17 protein-coding genes and 1 tRNA gene are annotated in these 17681 nt (G+C 65.4%); 8 read left to right on the top strand and 10 right to left on the bottom strand.

Going from position 1 to position 17681, the window contains the following annotated elements; genetic code table 11:
- Nucleotides 1-86: 86 nt before the first annotated feature.
- On the bottom strand, nt 87-935 hold the full coding sequence (locus N2K98_RS02090) for a sigma-70 family RNA polymerase sigma factor (protein WP_255866296.1): 849 nt from the start codon (nt 933-935) through the stop codon (nt 87-89).
- 308 nt (nt 936-1243) lie between these two features.
- Here N2K98_RS02090 and N2K98_RS02085 point away from each other — a divergent pair, with 308 nt between their 5' ends.
- The 4 genes from N2K98_RS02085 to N2K98_RS02070 are packed head-to-tail and all read left to right on the top strand — an operon-like array spanning nt 1244 to nt 4430.
- Nucleotides 1244-1729 (top strand): flagellar protein FlgN, encoded by a 486-nt coding sequence (locus tag N2K98_RS02085; RefSeq protein ID WP_255798847.1) that lies wholly within the window; start codon nt 1244-1246, stop codon nt 1727-1729.
- 19 nt (nt 1730-1748) lie between these two features.
- Nucleotides 1749-3149 (top strand): flagellar hook-associated protein FlgK, encoded by a 1401-nt coding sequence (gene flgK, locus N2K98_RS02080; protein ID WP_255866297.1) that lies wholly within the window; start codon nt 1749-1751, stop codon nt 3147-3149.
- Nucleotides 3150-3153: 4 nt separating this feature from the next.
- Nucleotides 3154-4041, top strand: coding sequence for a flagellar hook-associated protein FlgL (gene flgL / locus N2K98_RS02075; protein WP_255866298.1), 888 nt, complete (start codon nt 3154-3156; stop codon nt 4039-4041).
- On the top strand, nt 4038-4430 hold the full coding sequence (locus N2K98_RS02070) for a flagellar assembly protein FliW (RefSeq protein WP_255798844.1): 393 nt from the start codon (nt 4038-4040) through the stop codon (nt 4428-4430). The genes flgL and N2K98_RS02070 overlap by 4 nt, the downstream gene beginning before the upstream one ends.
- Before the next feature lie 62 nt (nt 4431-4492).
- Here N2K98_RS02070 and N2K98_RS02065 read toward each other — a convergent pair whose 3' ends face one another.
- From N2K98_RS02065 to N2K98_RS02040, 6 genes are all read right to left on the bottom strand, one after another.
- Nucleotides 4493-5329, bottom strand: coding sequence for an aldo/keto reductase (locus tag N2K98_RS02065; RefSeq protein WP_255866299.1), 837 nt, complete (start codon nt 5327-5329; stop codon nt 4493-4495).
- A gap of 130 nt (nt 5330-5459) precedes the next feature.
- Nucleotides 5460-5936 (bottom strand): hypothetical protein, encoded by a 477-nt coding sequence (locus N2K98_RS02060; RefSeq protein ID WP_255866301.1) that lies wholly within the window; start codon nt 5934-5936, stop codon nt 5460-5462.
- A 7-nt stretch (nt 5937-5943) separates the two neighbouring features.
- Complete coding sequence (locus N2K98_RS02055; protein ID WP_255866302.1) at nt 5944-6615, bottom strand: bacterial proteasome activator family protein; 672 nt, start codon at nt 6613-6615, stop codon at nt 5944-5946.
- A 211-nt stretch (nt 6616-6826) separates the two neighbouring features.
- On the bottom strand, nt 6827-7027 hold the full coding sequence (locus tag N2K98_RS02050) for a YbdD/YjiX family protein (RefSeq protein ID WP_260553893.1): 201 nt from the start codon (nt 7025-7027) through the stop codon (nt 6827-6829).
- Complete coding sequence (locus tag N2K98_RS02045; RefSeq protein ID WP_255866303.1) at nt 7024-9315, bottom strand: carbon starvation CstA family protein; 2292 nt, start codon at nt 9313-9315, stop codon at nt 7024-7026. The genes N2K98_RS02050 and N2K98_RS02045 overlap by 4 nt, the downstream gene beginning before the upstream one ends.
- A gap of 198 nt (nt 9316-9513) precedes the next feature.
- Nucleotides 9514-10491: an NAD(P)H-quinone oxidoreductase gene (locus N2K98_RS02040; RefSeq protein WP_255866304.1), complete on the bottom strand. Its 978-nt coding sequence runs from the start codon at nt 10489-10491 to the stop codon at nt 9514-9516.
- Nucleotides 10492-10553: 62 nt separating this feature from the next.
- Here N2K98_RS02040 and N2K98_RS02035 point away from each other — a divergent pair.
- Nucleotides 10554-10644: transfer RNA gene (locus tag N2K98_RS02035), tRNA-Ser, on the top strand.
- A 139-nt stretch (nt 10645-10783) separates the two neighbouring features.
- Complete coding sequence (locus N2K98_RS02030; RefSeq protein ID WP_255866305.1) at nt 10784-11848, top strand: SMP-30/gluconolactonase/LRE family protein; 1065 nt, start codon at nt 10784-10786, stop codon at nt 11846-11848.
- 255 nt (nt 11849-12103) lie between these two features.
- On the opposite strand, the gene N2K98_RS02025 is transcribed toward N2K98_RS02030, so the two are convergent.
- On the bottom strand, nt 12104-13918 hold the full coding sequence (locus N2K98_RS02025; RefSeq protein WP_255866306.1) for a flavin-containing monooxygenase: 1815 nt from the start codon (nt 13916-13918) through the stop codon (nt 12104-12106).
- Nucleotides 13919-14138: 220 nt separating this feature from the next.
- Here N2K98_RS02025 and N2K98_RS02020 point away from each other — a divergent pair, with 220 nt between their 5' ends.
- Both N2K98_RS02020 and N2K98_RS02015 read left to right on the top strand, forming a co-directional pair.
- Entirely contained in the window at nt 14139-14615 is a 477-nt protein-coding gene (locus tag N2K98_RS02020; protein ID WP_255866307.1) for a MarR family winged helix-turn-helix transcriptional regulator, read from the top strand.
- Nucleotides 14612-15241, top strand: coding sequence for a hypothetical protein (locus tag N2K98_RS02015; protein ID WP_255866308.1), 630 nt, complete (start codon nt 14612-14614; stop codon nt 15239-15241). The genes N2K98_RS02020 and N2K98_RS02015 overlap by 4 nt, the downstream gene beginning before the upstream one ends.
- On the opposite strand, the gene galK is transcribed toward N2K98_RS02015, so the two are convergent.
- Both galK and galT read right to left on the bottom strand, forming a co-directional pair.
- Nucleotides 15219-16457, bottom strand: coding sequence for a galactokinase (gene galK / locus N2K98_RS02010; RefSeq protein ID WP_255866309.1), 1239 nt, complete (start codon nt 16455-16457; stop codon nt 15219-15221). The two genes, N2K98_RS02015 and galK, sit on opposite strands and share 23 nt — an antisense overlap.
- Nucleotides 16454-17566 carry a galactose-1-phosphate uridylyltransferase gene (gene galT, locus N2K98_RS02005; RefSeq protein WP_255866316.1) on the bottom strand — a complete coding sequence of 371 codons (1113 nt, stop codon included), beginning with the start codon at nt 17564-17566 and terminating at the stop codon, nt 16454-16456. The genes galK and galT overlap by 4 nt, the downstream gene beginning before the upstream one ends.
- Nucleotides 17567-17681 lie beyond the last annotated feature (115 nt).

Here is a 17681-nt window from a genome sequence, read left to right as displayed (position 1 = left end):
ACACCACTAGTTATCGGCGGAGTACCAAGGGGTGTTAGGAGTTTCAAAAAGTAATTTGAGAAAGTTTTAGTCCCGGCACAGAACCCCTAGGACGCCGCCGGATTAAAAGTCGCCGGACGGCCCGGAACACCCATCAGCCCGGGAACAAAGGCCTGCGCGCCGGGAAGGGCCGGGGCGAGATGGTGCCGGGTGATGCCGCCGGCGGTGCGGTCCCCCACAGAGGTGAGGTAGGCGTTGCGGCGGGCCGGGGCAATCCGGGACACCAGTTCCGGGGCTGCACTGGTATCGGAGTAATGCGTGCCCAGGCCGTCACGGAGGAGGCGGACGGCTTCGGCCCGCTGCTGGGACACTGCCGAGTGGGTGCTGCCGAGCTCTTCGGCTAGTTCCTTGACCGTGCGGTCGTGGAAGTAAATCTCTTCCACTACATACCGCATCTTTTCCGGCAGGGCCGCGACGGCGGCCTGCAGGTACTTCAGGCGTTCGGAGGCCAGGAGGGACCCCTCGGGCGACGGCATGTCTGCGATCAGGAAATCCGTCACGGATTCGTCCAGGCTGGACACCGTGCGGGAAGCATCCGACAGTGCATCTTGGGCCACCGTGCGGTCCACACCCAGGGCGGAGGCAATCTCATCCACATTGGGTGTGCGGCCCAGGGCGCCGGTGAGGGTTTCCTTGACCGAAAGGGTTTCCTTGATCCGGCGGCGGGCCGAGCGCGTGGCCCAGTCGTTGGAACGCATTTCATCCGCAAAGGCGCCGACGATGCGGCGGCGGGCATAAGCTCCGAAGGGAACACCCAGCTCCGGATCAAAGGAGTCGGCAGACGTTATAAGGGCAATGGATCCAGCCGAGGCCAGGTCGTCACGCGACAGGTGCGTGGCCTTGGCGCAGACTTCGGATACGAGATAACCAACCAATGGCAGATTTTCCACAACCATTGCATTACGTTCGGCGCGATTCAATTTGGACCCCCAAGCCCTTGTTCCCCAACTGTCCCCCAATACTGCGACCAGTTGCGCGCCTGCTTCGTGATCAGCGGCTGAGTCCGCTGGTGAATCCACGCTGAAGCGCTTTAGCTGAAACATACCACTTACATTGAAGATGAACCGGCCGATAGTGATTTGTGGCGGACGTATTGGAATGCGGACGCCGAACCAAAGACTTTTGCCGCAGGTTGGGGCCTGAAATCAGACGTCTTATTCCGCTTTAGAGACATTCAGTGCACCACCTAGGAGGTGAGCAAAGCATGGGTACCCAGAAACTCTCGGCCCTTCTATGGGAAGAGCGCGAGTTGTTGGAACTTCTTGTGTTCAAGCTCGAAGAAGAACAACTGCTGCTCACCTCCGGAAAAACCAAATGGCTGACGCACGCCACGCGCGAGGTTGAACAGGTCCTCGAGCGCCTCCGCGGAGCCGACCTCGGCCGGGCTGTTGCCGTTGCCGGACTCGCCGTCGAATGGGGCACCTCCGAAAACGCCACGCTGCGTGAACTGGTGGCCGCAGCTCCTCCCGGTCCGTGGACGGAAATCTTCAGCGCGCATCTGCAGGCCATGACCGAGCTGACCGTAAAGATCCGCGAGCTGCGCGATATCAACGAACAGTTCCTGCGTACTGCGGCACGCTCGGCCCAGGAAACGTTGGCAGGGCTAAGCCCGGAAGCGAATACCTACACGGCGTCCGGCACCTCGGCCGCCCCCACCTCAGCCGCCCGGCTGGTTGACCAGAGCATTTAAGGTTTAAGGACTCCAGAGAATGAGCACCTTCAGCGGTCTGAACACGGCGTACACGGGCCTCACCGCCGCCCGCAAGGGCCTGGATGTCGTCGGCCAGAACGTGGCCAACGCGAACGTGGCCGGCTACACGCGGCAGCGCCTGAATACTTCCGCGGTTCCTTCCCTTGCCCCCGCCGGCCGCTTCGCCGCCCCTACCGGGGTAGGCCAGGGCGTATCGGTGGATTCCATTGCCCGGCTGGGCAGCCAGCAGCTGGACACCCGGGTACGCAGCACCGCAGCCGTCGCCGGGTATTCCGCCGTCCGCGCCAACGCGCTGATCGAGCTGGAGGACGGGTTCAAGGAGCCGGGTAAGAACGGGCTCTCCACGGCACTGCAGAACTTCTCCGCGGCCTGGGACGGAATTTCCCACAATCCCTCGGACAACACTGCCGCTGCCGTGCTGCTCAGCGCGGCCAGCAGTGCCGCAGGGCAGATCGCCAACGGCTACAACGCGGTTCGGGACCAGTGGAACAGCACCCGCAGCGGGCTCAATGACATGGTCACTGAGCTGAATTCCAGCGCAAAGCAGCTCGCCAGCCTTAACGGTGCCATCCGCTCCACGCTCGCCTCCGGTGCGTCGGCGAACGAGCTCGTTGACCAGCGCAACGCGCTGGCCACCACCATCGCAGCGCTTAGCGGCGCCACGGTGCGGGAATCCTCCGACGGCATGGTGGACGTCCTCATCGACGGGAATGCACTGGTGTCCGGCACGAATGCCCGTTCCCTCCAGGTCACCGGCGGAAAGACCATGGACGATGCGCAGGAGCCCGTGGTGGGCTGGACGGACCGGCCCGGCTCGGCAGGCATCGGCAAGGGCGAAATTGCCGGCGCCGCGTCGCTCCTCGCTGCGGCCGGCAACGGCGGCGTCTTCGCGCAGGCCGCAGCTTCCTACAACGAGGTTGCCGCCTCACTGGCTTCCAGCGTCAACGATCTGCACCGTCAAGGCGCAACCACAGCCGGCAAAACCGGCGGTGATTTCTTCAGCGTGGGCACCCCTGCCGCAACCACGCTGGCGACCTTGCCGACCGATGCCTCCGGCATTGCCTCGGGCCGACCGGGTTCGGGAACACTTGACGGCGGTATCGCCGACCAGATTGCCCAGCTGGGTTCCAAGGCCGGGTCCGCGGACAAGGTCTGGAGCGCCTTCGTCACGGCCACCGCGTCGCAGAGCCGCGCCGAACTGCAGCAGGCCACGCTGGCCGACGTCGCGTCCTCCTCCGCGCTGGATCTTCAGCTTTCCAACGCCTCGGTGGACCTGGATGAAGAAAACGTGAATCTGCTGATGTATCAGCACGCCTACCAGGGTGCCTCCCGCGTCATGAGCGCCATTGACGAAATGCTCGACACCCTCATTAACCGCACCGGAATTGTTGGAAGGTAACCCCTTGATCAGCCGCACCACGAACCAGACCATGGCCCGCACGGCCCAGCAGAACCTGCAGGCCAGCATGTCGCGGATGGCCAAGCTGCAGGAGCAGGTCGCCTCCTCCGCTGCCATCGCCCGCCCATCCGACGACCCCGCGGGGACCGCCAATGCACTGAAGGTAAGGTCGGAAATCCGGGCCAACGTGCAGTACACATCCAATGTGAGCGACGCCGAGGGCTGGCTAACCGTCACCGACAATGCGCTGACCAACACCACTGACATCCTGCGGCGGGTGAAGGACCTCACGCTCAATGCTGCCAACGGCACGCTTTCGCCGACCGACCGCAAGGCCATCGCCACCGAACTCTCCGGCTTGAAGACGAACCTGCTGCGCGAGGCCAACACCACCCACCTTGGCCGCACGGTGTTCGCAGGCACCTCGGACACCGGCAAGGCGTTCAGCGAAGCGGACGGTGCCTACGCCTACAGCGGCAGCGGAACCCCCACCACCCGCCGACTGGACAGCGGCACCCAGATGCGCGTGGACACGGACGGTGAAGCCGTTTTCGGCAAGGGAGACAACTCGGTCTTTCGGATGATGGACAACCTCGTGGCAGACCTTGAAGCGAACAACGATGTCAGCGGCTACCTGCCGAAGGTTGACGCGGCGGCCAACACCGTCCTGATGGAACACTCCGCGTTGGGTGTCCGGCACGCTGCCACACTCAACGCCAAGGACAACCTGGCCGAAAAGTCCATCAGTCTGGAAACCCGCCGCTCCGGGATCGAGGACCTGGACACGGCGAAGGTCATCCTGGACATGAAGCTGCAGGAAGTCGCCTACCAGTCGGCCCTCGCCGTGACGGCCAAGGCACTTCAGCCGACCCTCATGGACTTCCTGCGATGAGCACCGGCCTGACGTTCCTGACTCCTCCTCCGGGGCTCGCTCCGGAGGTGCACTTCGACCTCCAAGAGATCGAAGGTGCCGCCGGCCTGTTCGCCATGACCGCGGCCGGCAGCGCCGACGGCGGCAGCAGGCGCCTCTACGTGCTGGACGCTTCCGTCTATCTTCCGGATTACCACCCGGAAATCACCGACGAACAGCGTCATCAGCTGGAGCTGGTGACTCCCGAGGACGCTGCCGTGCTCGTGGTGGCCAATCCGACGGCTGACGGGACCACCGTGAACCTGCTGGCGCCGATTGTGGTCAACCTGTCCACGGGCAGCTGCGCCCAGGTGATCCTTGAAGGCCAGGACTGGCCGGTCCGCGCCCCGCTGGAGCCGGTCGCCGCGTAGGCCTCCAACACAAAAGGCGCACGTTCCGCGGAACGTGCGCCTTTTGTACTTAACCCGGAGGCTTAGGCGAAGTCGGCTGTGGCCGGATCCGCACCGTAGCGGGTGCCGTTGTCGAGTGCGTTGATGGCCTCGATGTCTTCGTCACTCAGCTTGAGGTTCAGCGCTTCCCAGTTTTCCCGGATGCGGGATTCCGTGACGGACTTGGGGATCACAATGCTGCCCAGGGCCAGGTGCCAGGCAATGACAACCTGGGCCGGGGTGGCGCCGTCGTACTTCCCAGCGATCTCAACGAGCTTGGGATCCTCGAGCAGGCCCTTGCCGGAGCCCAGCGGGGACCAGGACTCGTGCAGGATGTTGTGCTCTGCCTCGAAGGCACGCAGGTCCGCCTGGTTCAGGTACGGGTGGGTTTCCACCTGGTTCAGGACCGGGACGACGCCGGTGGCGTCGATGATTTCCTGCAGTGCGTCCTTGGTGAAGTTGCAGACGCCGATGGACTTCACGCGGCCCTGCTTCTGCAGCTCAACCAACGCCTTCCAGGTGTCCACGTACTTGTTCTGCTTCGGCTGCAGCCAGTGGATCAGGTACAGGTCCAGGGTTTCCAGGCCGAGGCGCTCCATGGAGGCGTCGAAGGCCTTGAGGGTTTCTTCGTAGCCCTGGTCCGCGTTCCACACCTTCGTGGTGATGAACATGTCCTCGCGGGGGACGGAAGTGGCGGCGATGGCACGGCCGACGCCGGCTTCGTTGCCGTAGATCTTGGCCGTGTCGATGTGGCGGTAGCCAACCTCGAACGCCTGTCCCACTACCTTTTCGGCAACCTCGTCCTCAACCTGCCACACGCCGTAGCCGAGCTGGGGGATGGTGTTGCCGTCATTGAAAGTCAGTACCGGTGATGTAGTCATCCCCTCATCCTTGCCCTGATACCGGGCAGGACAAAGCGGATAAGCTCACCGCGAAAACCCGACGTAATGTATTCCCGGTTTTCCAAATTTTCTTTTGCGGGGTTTGCCGGTATTTCGGGAAAACCTTTTCCTACTTCCGGGAAATCCCGGATTCCAGGGCGCTGAGCAGCGCGCGTTCGGCTTCAACCACGTCCTCCTGGACCAGTTCCGCGCGGCGCCGCACATTGTCCAGGCCGGCGGACGCGATCCCCCAGCGTTCCCCTTCCAGCCGTGACATGGCGGCGGCTTCGGCGGCGGCGGCCAGGGAATTTCCGCTGCGGGACAGCGCGCGGTGCACTGCGGTCAACGCTCCGGGAATGTTCTGCCCCGTACTGGGCAGGTGCAATTGGGCAGAGACACACACCTCCCGGACGCGCGGCAGCAAACCCGCAAGGTCATTGGCCACGGTCACCAGCTCGTTGTAGATGCCGTCATCTTCCACGCCCTCGAGCATCTGGTAATAGCGGTCCAGGCCCCGCGTAAAGCGGTCGTGCGCACGCCGCCAGACGCCCTTGCCGAGCTCCGCGTCATCTTTCCGCCCCTGCCGGGCGGCTGCAAAAAGTGCCATTAATGTCCTACAAGTACTGGCCGGGGCCCGATTGCGGTTCCTGCCGCGGGCTGCCCGTCCCCTGGGAAGCTCGGTGCGGTTCCCCATCGTCTCCGATAACAACGCCGGGCGCCAGTATGGTCCCGGGCGGCAGCTGGCGCAGCTGCAGGCGCCCGGCCGCGTGGCTGGCGGTCTGCTGCGCGGCGATGGCCGTCTGGATGCCGCGGAACAACCCTTCGAGCCAGCCCACCATCTGGGCCTGCGCAATCCGCAGCTCCGCATCGGTAGGGGTGGAATCATCCAGGAACGGCAGGTTGATCCGGTGCAGCTCGTTCACGAGTTCCGGGGCCAGCCCGTCCTCGAGTTCCTTCAGGGACCGGGAATGGATCTCCGCCAGCCGGTTGCGCGCCGCATCGTCCAGCGGAGCGTTGCGCACTTCGTCCAGCAGCTGCTTGATCATGGTGCCGATCCGCATCACCTTTGCCGGCTCATCCACCAGTTCGTTGAGCTTCGCCGGCCCTGCCTTGCCCTTGGCGTGTCCGGACACCTCATGGCTGTCCCCGGAGTGGTCCACCGCTCCGGCGTCACCGGCGGGTGCACCGGCGGGTGCCGTACCGTCGTCGGCGGGCGTCTGTTCTGACTTCTGCCCAGTCCCCGGAGCCGCCTCGTGGCGCTCGGAGGGTCCGTTCTGATCGGTCATGGCATTAATGCTCTCACGGTTGGCGGCGGTTACCCCGCGGGCGGGCCGTTTTCGGGTACCGTCCTCCGGTTTTGGCGTTCCCTCCAGTGAAGCAGGCAGAACCCAGGCGTCCCAAGGGCAAGCAACGAAGCGAAACAACGACGGCGGCACCGCAGCTGAGGCAATCAGCTGCGGTGCCGCCGTCGTACTTATTGCCGGACCGGCTGCCGCGCTAGCAGCAGCGGCCCTCCGGGTTGGCGTCCTGCCGGTCCATCTTGTCCCGCCAGAACTCCCGTTCGCTCATCAAGGGCGAGGTGCAGCCGGACGCGGCATGGAAGTCCGTGTACTTGCGGTACGCGTCCTCCCCCATCACGTCCCGGAAGAACCGGACGAACCCGGCCACCCCGTGCCGGACGGTGACGGCGGCACTCATGTGTGCGCCGCCCTCTTTGCGGGCCGGTCATCCTCCGGCAGCGAGTCCCACTGGGCCATGATCTCCTTTTCGGCCGGCGTCGCCAGGAAACCGGCCGGTGCGAACGTGCGGGACGGAACGGCCGGGTCCTCGGCGCTCGGGGCGCCGCCCGAACGGAAGGACCGGATGCTGGCAATGATGGCCGTGATGATGACGATGATCGCCAGGGTCACGAACACCACCGAGAGCGTGGTCTGGATGAGCGTGTTGCGCACCACCGCCTCCATGGCCTCCACGGTCTTGGCCGTGCCGAAGCTGGTTTTCCCGTCGGCCAGTGCCTGCTGGAAGGCCTCATGGTTGGCCCAGTACCCCACGCTCGGCACCGGCGAGAAGATCTTGTAGAACGACGCCGTGATGGTCACCACCGCGGCGAACGCCAGGGGCAGTGCCACGATCCAGAGCCACTTGAATGCGTTCTTCTTGGCGATGATTGCCATGCAGATGGCCAGCGCAATGGCGGCCAGGAGCTGGTTGGCGATGCCGAAGAGCGGGAACAGCGTATTGATGCCGCCCAGCGGGTCCGTGACCCCCATGATCAGGATCGACCCCCAGCCGGCGACCATGATTGCCGTACATATCCAGGCTCCGGGGCGCCAGGACATGTCCTTGAACTTCGGGGCCACGTTGCCGATGGTGTCCTGCAGCATGAACCGCGCCACCCGGGTGCCGGCGTCGACCGCGGTGAGGATGAACAGGGCCTCGAACATGATCGCGAAGTGGTACCAGAAGGCCATCATGGAAGGCCCGCCGATCAGGCTGTGCATGATCGTGGCCAGGCCGACGGCGAGGGTAGGGGCGCCGCCGGTGCGCGACACAATCGATTCCTCGCCCACGCTGGACGCCAGCGACGAAAGCATGTCCGGGGTGAGGTTCACGCCGGCCAGGCCCAGCCCGTTGACGAAGGCGACGGCGCCTTCCACCGTGCCGCCGGTGGCTCCGGCGGAGGAGTTCATGGCGAAGTAGATGCCGCGGTCAATTGAAAGGGCGGCCACCAGCGCCATGATGGCGACGAAGGATTCCATCAGCATGCCGCCGTACCCGATGAAGCGGGTCTGGCGTTCCTTCTCCAGCATCTTCGGAGTGGTGCCGGAGGAGATCAGCGCATGGAAGCCGGACAAGGCGCCGCAGGCGATGGTGACGAAGAGGAACGGGAAGAGCGGTCCGGCCACCACCGGACCGTCGTCCCGGCTGGCGAACTCGCTGACCGCCGGAACGCTGATCTCCGGGCGGACGATGATGATGGCTACGGCCAGCATCACGATGGTGCCCACCTTCATGAAGGTGGAGAGGTAGTCGCGCGGGGCCAGCAGCAGCCAGACCGGCAGGACTGCGGCGATGAAGCCGTAGATGATGATGCCCCACGCAATGGTGGTCGGTTCCAGGGTCAGGGCGTCACCGAGCGGGGTGCCGGCAACCCACCCGCCGGCAATGATGGCCGCGAGCAGGAGGACGAAGCCGATGATGGAGACCTCGGTGACCTTGCCGGGACGCAGGTAGCGCAGGTAGACGCCCATAAACAGGGCGATGGGGATGGTCATGCTGACGGAGAAGACGCCCCACGGGCTTTCGGCGAGGGCGTTCACCACCACCAGGGCAAGGATGGCCACGATGATGATCATGATGACCAGGGTGGCGATCAGGGCGGCGGTGCCGCCGATGAGGCCGAGTTCATCCCGGGCCATCTGGCCCAGGGAACGTCCGCCGCGGCGCATGGAGAAGAACATCACCAGATAGTCCTGGACGGCTCCGGCGAGCACCACGCCTACGATGATCCAGATGGTGCCGGGCAGGTAGCCCATCTGTGCGGCCAGCACCGGTCCGACCAGCGGTCCGGCGCCGGCGATGGCGGCGAAGTGGTGGCCGTAGAGGACCCGGCGGTCCGTGGCGGCGTAGTCCTTGCCGTCCGCTTTGTACTCGGCGGGGGTGGCGCGGCGGTCATTGGGCTTCAGCAGCTTCACTTCGATGAGCTTTGAATAGAAGCGGTAGCCGATGAGGTAGGTGCACACGGCGGCGAACACAAACCAGATGGCGTTCACGGTTTCGCCGCGGACTATGGCGAGCATGGTCCAGCTGAAGCCGCCCAACAGGGCAATGCCCGCCCAAATGGCGATCTTCGCGGGTGTCCAGCGGCGGTCCTCCGCCTCGAGGACTTCCGGATCCACGGCCACCGGCGGCAGTGCCGGGTCCTGTTCCAGGACGTCGCCGTCCAGTTGCCGGTTGTCGGCCCGGCGCCGTTGGTTCTCGCTCATGATGATCCCTTTTGTCTGCGGTGGCTTGTCTGCATTGACATACGTACCGAACGGGGGCAGGGAGTGGCCCTGCACTTTGCAGATTACCAGCGCATGAGGCGGCGATCACAGACATACGTGACGGCGGCCGCACAGGTGATCGGCCGCCGTCGTCGTCGGGGATTCTGCCGGGCGCGATGCCGCCCGGCGGAGTGTTGCCTAGATCGTCAGCAGGATCTTCCCCGCGTGCTGCCCGGAGTCGAAATACTCGTGCGCGGCGGCGGCCTCGGCCAGCGGGAAGGTGCGGTCCACCAGGGGGCGGATCTGGCCGGAAACCAGCAGCGGCCAGACGTATTCGCCGACAGCGGACATGATGGCCGCCTTTTCCTCCACGGGCCGGCCGCGCAGGGTGGTGCCGATGACGGCGGCGCGCTTGGTCATGAGCTGGTTCAGGTTCAACTCGGCCTTGGTGCCGCCCTGCAACCCGATGATCACGAGGCGGCCGGCGACGGCGAGCGCGTCCAGGTTCCGCTGCAGGTATTTGGCGCCGACGACGTCGAGGATGACGTCCGCGCCATGCCCGCCGGTGGCTTCACGAACGGCTTCTACGAAGTCCTGCTCCTTGTAGTTGATGAGGACCTTCGCACCGAGTGATTCAGCCAGTTCCAGCTTTTCAGCCGAGCCTGCGGTCACCATCGGAACGGCACCGAACGCGGCAACCATCTGGATGGCCATGGTGCCGATACCGCCCGTGGCGCCGTGGATGAGGACGTAGTCCCCCTCCTTGACGCCGGCGGCCATAAAGAGGTTGGAGAAGACGGTGGCGGCCGTTTCCGGCAGGGACGCTGCGGTGACGGCGTCGAAGCCGTCCGGGAGGGGCAGGACCTGCCCGGCGGGAACGGCAACCTGCTCGGCATATCCGCCGCCGGTCAGCAGGGCCACCACTTCGGTTCCCACAGCGAAACCTTCAACTCCCTCGCCCAGGGCGGCAATGCGGCCGGAGACTTCCAGTCCCGGATACTCGGATGCTCCGGCGGGCACCGGGTAGTGGCCCTGGCGCTGCATCACGTCTGCGCGGTTGATGCCGGCGGCGATGACGTCGATCAGCACCTCGCCCGGTCCGGCCTCGGGAGCAGGAACATCCTGCAGTTCCAGTGCTTCCGGTCCGCCGGGTGTTCCAATAACGATGGCTTTCATGCTGTCCTTCCAGATTTAGGGAATTTTGGTGATTTCATCCCTTCTGCCAGACTACATAGTGAGGAAGGTTGTCCGAGCGGCCGATGGAGCTGGTCTTGAAAACCAGTGTGCGGTAACCCCGTACCAAGGGTTCGAATCCCTTACCTTCCGCCAGACAACGAGAAGCGGTCCCTGATCAGGGGCCGCTTCTTCTGTTTCGGCGGACTCCGGCACCGGAACGTGACGGAAGCAATCACTTAGGCTAGTCCTAAGTAATTGCTTCCGCAGTCCCCCACCGCATCGGAGCCGCCGCATGTCCCACCGCACCCAGCCCACCTCTTTTCCGAAGCCGGTCCGCATCACCGCACTCACGCTAGGTCTGGCCGCGGCGCTCAGCGGATGCGCGGCGGGAGACGGTGACGACGATCATGACGAATCGGTGTCGAACACCGGAATGCACGGGGTCCCCGAACAGACCGCTGAGCGCGTGGTCCAGGTCAGCTCCGTCCATCCGGAAACCGGCATGACCCTCATCGAAGGCCCCACGTTCGGGCCCGACGGCGGCCTGTTCGTTGTCGATGTCACGGCTCCGGCCGGCGAAGCCAAGGTGATGCGGGTGGACATGGAGGATGAGTCCGTTTCCCGCGTCTACACCGAGGGCAACGGCGCCTACACCTCAGCGCAGTTCAGCCCGAAGGACGGCCGGATCTACCTGACGGACTTTGCCGGCGGAAAAATCGACAGCATCACCCCCGACGGCCGGGACCATAAGACCTTCTTCACCGGCGACGTCGACGGCTCCCCCATGCGCCCGGACGATCTGGCCTTCGACGAGGAGGGAAACCTCTTCGTCAGCGATTCCACCGGCTACGCGGATCCGGCGTGGGAAGCAAAGGGCCGGGTGGTGCGCATCGATAAGGACACCGCGGAGGCCACCGTCCTCGCCGAGAACCTTGCCGCCCCGAACGGCATCTCCTTCAGCGAGGACTTCAAAGCCCTGTGGGTCAGCCAGTACATGGACAACCGGATCGACTACCTGGTGCTGAACGAGGACAAAACCGAAGTCACCACCTCGCACCCCGGCATGCACTTTGACGGCGGCACCAGCCAGACGGATTCCAACGCCGTGGACGCCGACGGCAACGTCTACCAGGCCATCCATGGACAGCCACGAATCTTTGTCTACAGCCCCCCCGGCGAACTCCTGTCCACCATCACCGTCCCCGCCGAAGACCGGGAAGGCCTTACCTCGGCCACCAATATCGCCATCAAGCCCGACACCAAGGAGGCCTACCTAACGGTCAGCGGCCCTGACGGCGGCTTCATCTACGAATTCGATGCCCTGGCCAACGGCATCCGCCAATCAAACGGCGGCTAACCTCCCTTACCCCACCAAGAACAGCACGGATAAGTCGCGCACCGTCAGCCGGTGCCTGCACCGGCTCACCACTAGGGGTGACGTGGGAGGGGTGAGCGTGCACCCGTAGGGGCCTGGCGGAGGCGGCTTTAATATTCCAAGCGAGCTCTGCGAGCTCTGGAATTTCGTTGCCGCCGGAGCCAGGCCCCGCAGGTGAGGCGGGCCAGGCACCGCAGGTGACCGGGGGCTAGGCCCGCAAGCCGCAGCGCAGAAGCGCTAAGCCCCGGTCACCAGCACCTCGTCGATGCTTTCCTCGCGCCACTGCTTCAGCAGCCGGTGGAACACTACCGGCCCCGGGCTGAAGGAGAAGCTGACGGGCGGCGGGTTGCCCTCGCGGTTGTAGTAGCCGGGCGTGCAATCCGCGGCGAACTTGCGGTTGTCCGCGGAGGTCCGCTGGATGGTTTCGCCCCAGGCCGCCTCAGCTTCCGCCGTCGGCTCGATGTAGCGGGCACCCACCTCGCGTGCCCTACCGATGACGGCGCCGATGTGGTTGGCCTGTTCCAGCAGGATGTGGACGAAGTTCACCGAGTTGGCGTTCTGCAGCGAACCGAGGTGGAACAGGTTCGGGAAGCCGTGCGTGTAGAAGCCGTGCAGCGTGCGCGGGCCCCGCCCCCAGGCTTCCAGGAGGGTCTGTCCGCTGCGCCCGGTCACCGGCATGGCCCCGGAGGTGACACCCGAGACGCCTACCTCAAAGCCGGTGGCGAAGATGATGCAGTCCACCTCGTATTCTTCCTCGCCCACCACAATCGTGTTTTCCGTGATGCGGGTGATGCCGCCGAAGTCCGCCGTGTCCACCAGCGTCACGTTGGGAAGGTTGAACGTCTCGAGGTAGTAGTCGCTGAAGGTGGGGCGCTTGCACATGTAGCGGTACCAGGGCTTGAGCTTTTCGGCCGTCTTCGCATCGAAGACTTCCTCGTCCACCCGGGCGCGGATGGAGTTCATCTTCCGGAAATCAACGAGCTCGTCGAGCCGTTCACGTTCTTCTGCCGAAACGGACTTGTCGACGGCGCCGCTGATCATCTTGCGGTGCAGCTGGGGCACCGAGGTCCAGCCGTCCCGGGTGAGGTCCTTCTCCACCGGCTCCCCGGAGACCACTGCCAGGAAATTCTCCATCCGTTCCTGCTGCCAGCCCGGCTTCAGGGAGGCGGCCCAGGCAGGATCGGTGGGCCGATTGTTCCGGATGTCCACCGACGACGGCGTGCGCTGGAAGACGATGAGCTGCTCGGCGTCGCGCGCCACCATGGGGATGACCTGAATGCCCGTGGCACCGGTGCCCACCACGGCCACCTTCTTGTCCGCCAGTCCGGTGAGATTGCCGAACTGGTCTCCCCCGGTGTAGCCGTAGTCCCAGCGGCTGGTGTGGAAGGTGTGCCCCTTGAAGGAGTCGATGCCGGGAATGCCCGGCAGCTTCGGCTGCGTGAGCGTTCCGGAGGAGGTGATCACGTAGCGGGCCCGGATCGAGTCCCCGCGGTCCGTGGAGACGATCCATTCCAGTGCTTCGTCGTCCCAGGTCAGGCCGGTCACGCGCGTATGGAAAACGGCGTCGCGGTAGAGGTCGAAACGCTCGGCGATGGCCACGGCGTGCCGGCGGATCTCTTCCCCCGGTGCGTAGCGCTCGGTGGGCATGTAACCCACTTCTTCGAGCAGCGGCAGGTAGACGTAGGACTGGATGTCACAGCGGATGCCGGGGTAGCGGTTCCAGTACCAGGTGCCGCCGAAGTCCCCCGCTTCATCCATCATGCGGATGCTTTCGACGCCAGCCTGCCGCAGCCGCGCTCCGGTCATCAGCCCGCCGAACCCGCCGCCGATCACCAGCACCTCCACGGTGTCTGTCAATGGCTCCCGCTCGGTGCGGGGAGTGTAGGGATCTGTGGCGTAGTAGCCGAATTTTCCCTTGGCCGGCTGATACTGGGTGGCGCCGTCCGGGCGGATCCGCCGGTCCCTTTCCACCTTGTACTTCGCCCTCAACGCCTCGACGTCCAGGCCGTCTTCTATGCGCTCGTACGCTATGGGGGTTTGCGTGCTGCTCATGTAGTGTCCTCGCTTCGCTTGCGCGTTCCCATGACCCAGGGCAGAGCGGGAGGACTGCGACGCCGGGGCGCTCGGAGTCCGTCTCACTCCGAACTGCAGCCGCGGGGACGCCGGTATATCTCAAAAACCAATAAACGGTTAGCCTCACCCTAACTAATTTGGCTGAGGGTTCGCTGACCTCTGTGTTTGCCGACACGTCCGGGGCAACTACGGTGAACTCATGACCGAAGGAAGCAATGAGCAGCAGGAACGCGAACGCGTGCTGCTGAGTCTCGAAGAACTGGCCGATTCCCTGCAGTCGACGGCCCTGCCGAGCTTCCTCGATCCGTTGCTGTCCACGGACCTGACTGTGCGCCAGTTGAAGGTCCTGACCGTTCTTGTAACCGCAGAGGATGGTGCCACCGGCCGCGGCCTCTCGGAGTCCTTCGGCGTTTCCATGGCGTCCATGTCCGGCCTGATCGACCGGCTCGTTGCCCAGGGCGTGGCCGTCCGTTCGGAGGATCCCCTGGATGCACGGGTACGCCGGGTAAAGGCAACGCCGCTGGGACGGACGGTGGTTCGCCGGCTCGTGGCCGGACGCCCCGAACTTAATGTCGAAATTCTCTCGCGGTTGTCAATCGATGACCTGCACGCGCTTGAACAGGGCATGCGTGCCGTCCATGCGGAGATAGGCCGTGGGGCGGACGCCAAGAAATGAAGATTCTGCCGCCGCGCCTTATCACCGGGGCCAACCTGTTGGTCCAGGCGGCAAGCCTCATGGCACTGGCCTATCTCCTCCGCGTGCTCCAAGACAGCGGGACCCTGTTTTACCTCGGGGCGGGAATCGGCACCGGCCAGTTGATAGTGGTTGCACTGGCGGCGGCCTGGTGTTTCTTCCTCGGAGCTTCCTGGACACTCGTTCCCTGGTTCAGCAGCCTCTTTAGCCATGTGTTTCTGCGTCGCGCCGCCGGCGTCCTCGGCGGCGTCATCACCTGCGCATGGTTGCTCCTCCTCGCTGGATATGGATTCCTCACCCTTGTCTTCTCGGGGCCCGGCTACCAAAGAATCTCAGCGCCGGCGGGAGAGCACACGCTGCTGATCAACAACCAGAGCATTTTGTTGATCGGCTCGCATGCCGTCTACGAACAAGTGCAAGGCCCGGTCTACGAATACCGGGACCAGATGTTGACCGATGACGGCTACGATCCGTTCAGTGGCGGAGCCTTTTCCGTGCAGTGGGGTGAAAAAACCGCAACGATTTCCTTCGCGGTGTATTCGCAGGGCGAGGACGGCAATGCGGGCGACCGGAGCGGCCGGGCAGTCATTCCCCTCGGGACCAGGTGAGCCGGACCCGCCCCGCTCCGTCCGCCGGAAGCACAGTAAACAGGGCAGGTTCCCGAAAACCCCGAGCTGCGAAGGCCGCCAGCACAGCCGCACTGACCCGTTCCTCGTCATCGCGCCGAATCAGGGCAATGGCTGAGCCGCCGAATCCCCCGCCGGTCATCCGGGCGCCGAGCGCACCGGCGGCGAGCGCCGCGTCCACGGCCTGGTCCAGCTCCGGGCAGGACACCTCGAAATCATCCCGCAGCGAGGCGTGGGAGGCGGTCAGCAGGTTCCCGATGCCGCCGACGTCGTCCGCCCGCAGCTGCCGCACAACCTGCAGCACGCGTTCGTTCTCCCCGAGCACGTGCCGCACCCGCCGCCGGGTTTCGTCGTCCAGCACGTCCAGGGAAGTGCCGGCAGGCACCTCCCGCAGCGACGCCGCACCCAGCGCCGCCGCTCCGCGTTCACAGGACGAGCGCCGGGCACTGTAGCCGCCGTCGGCGTGGCTGTGGACCACCCGCGTATCGATGACCAGCATTTCCAATCCGTGCCGGGCCAGGGGCAGCGGCACGGTTTCGGAGTCGAGGCTGCGGCAGTCCAGGAACAGTGCGCTGCCTTCCTGTCCCATCAATGATGCCGACTGGTCCATGATGCCCGTGGGCGCACCGACGAACTCGTTTTCGGCGTACTGGGTCAGCCGGGCCATCCGGGGCCGGTCCAGCCCCAGCTCCAGCAGCTCATTCAGTGCCACGGCCACGGCCACTTCCACGGCGTGCGAGGAGGACAGGCCCGCACCTACCGGCACGGTGGAATCCAGCAGCAGGTCAAACCCGGGGACGGCGGCCCCGGAGCTGTGCACCATCGCGTACACCACTCCCGCCGGATACGCCGCCCAGCCGCCAACCCCGCCCGGCTCCAGCCCGCCGATGGAGAACCGCGCACGGGACAGCTCCTCACCGTCCGGAGCATAGGTGGAGGCGACGCGTACGACGTCGGCCTCCGCCTCCCGTTCAAAGTCCGGTTCAGAGCCCGGCCGGCGCAGCCGCACGGCCACGAGGGCGCTGCGGTCGATGGCAAACGGCAGGACGAAGCCGTTGTTGTAGTCCGTGTGTTCGCCGATCAGGTTCACCCGCCCGGGTGCCCGCCACACGCCGTCGGGCTCGGCGCCGTACACCTCGGCAAAGCGCCGGACCAGGTCCTCCGCCCGGGACTGCACCGGAGGAACCGGCGCGTTCATATACGCACCTCCCGAAGGCGGGCGGCGGTCTGCTCCGCGGTGGTGTCGTTGATGAAGGCACCCATCGCCGCTTCGGAGCCGGCCAGGAACTTCAGCTTGTCCGCGGCACGGCGGGGGCTGGTGAGCTGCAGATGCAGCCAGCCGGCCTCCCGGTCAGCGGCGTTGACGGGTGTCTGGTGCCAGGCGGAAATGTACGGAGTGGGGGTGTCATACAGTCCATCCACCCGCTGCAGCAGTTCCAGGTAGACGGCAGCGAGCTCGTCGCGCTCCTCCCCGGTGAGCGCGGCCAGGTCCGGAACCTGGCGGTGCGGGACCAGATGGATTTCCAGCGGCCAGCGCGCTGCGTAGGGCACATACGCGGAGAAGTGCCTCCCAGTCAGGACCATGCGCTCCCCGGACCCGGACTCGTCCCGGAGCAGCTCACCCATCAGTGCCCGGCCATGCTCGGACAGGTGCCGCCGGGAGCGCCGGGCCAGCCGGGCGGCGTGGGGCGCGGCATACGGATAAGCATAGATCTGCCCGTGCGGATGGTGCAGCGTGACACCGATGTCCCGGCCCCGGTTCTCGAAAGGAAACACGTGCGCGATGCCCGGCAGGGCCGAGAGTTCCTCGGTACGCTGCGCCCAGGCCTCGACGACGGTGCGGGCGCGGGTGTAGGGCAGCGAAGCGAAGGAGCCGTTGTGCTCCGGGGTGAAGACCACCACCTCGCAGCGGCCGAACGCCGGCGAGGGGCGCCCCCACAGTGCACGTTCATCCGCTGCCCCGCCCGGTTCCGGCAGGATGCCAAGCTCCGGCCCCAAAGAGGGGAAGCGGTTCTCGAAGACCACGACATCGAAGTCCTCCGCCGGGATTTCCGACATCCGTTCCGGACGGGTGGGGCACAGGGGGCACTGGTCGGCGGGCGGCAGGTAGGTCCGGGCCTGGCGGTGGGCGGCCACGGCCACCCACTCCCCGGTTAGCCGGTCGAAGCGCACCTCCCCGTCGCCGGACCGGGAATCCAGCGGACGGGCATCCCCGACCGTTTCCACCGGTTGCCCGCCGGGGTCGGTGAAGAACAGCGACTCCCGGCCGTCGGCGAGCCGGTGCCGGCGGTGGACGCTCGGCTGCACAGCCGCGCCGGAATCGGGAGCAGGAAACTGGCCGGACACGTATTGGTCTCCTCTTCGGCGGCTTGGAACTCGCTTAACGTTCACTACGACCATAAGGGCCCGCGCCCTCTTGGCC

The sequence above is a fragment of the Arthrobacter jinronghuae genome (assembly GCF_025244825.1).
In the GTDB taxonomy this organism is placed as follows: Bacteria; Actinomycetota; Actinomycetes; order Actinomycetales; family Micrococcaceae; genus Arthrobacter_B; species Arthrobacter_B jinronghuae.
Note: the sequence above shows the minus strand (reverse complement) of the source record. Positions and strands in the feature narration are given on the sequence as shown.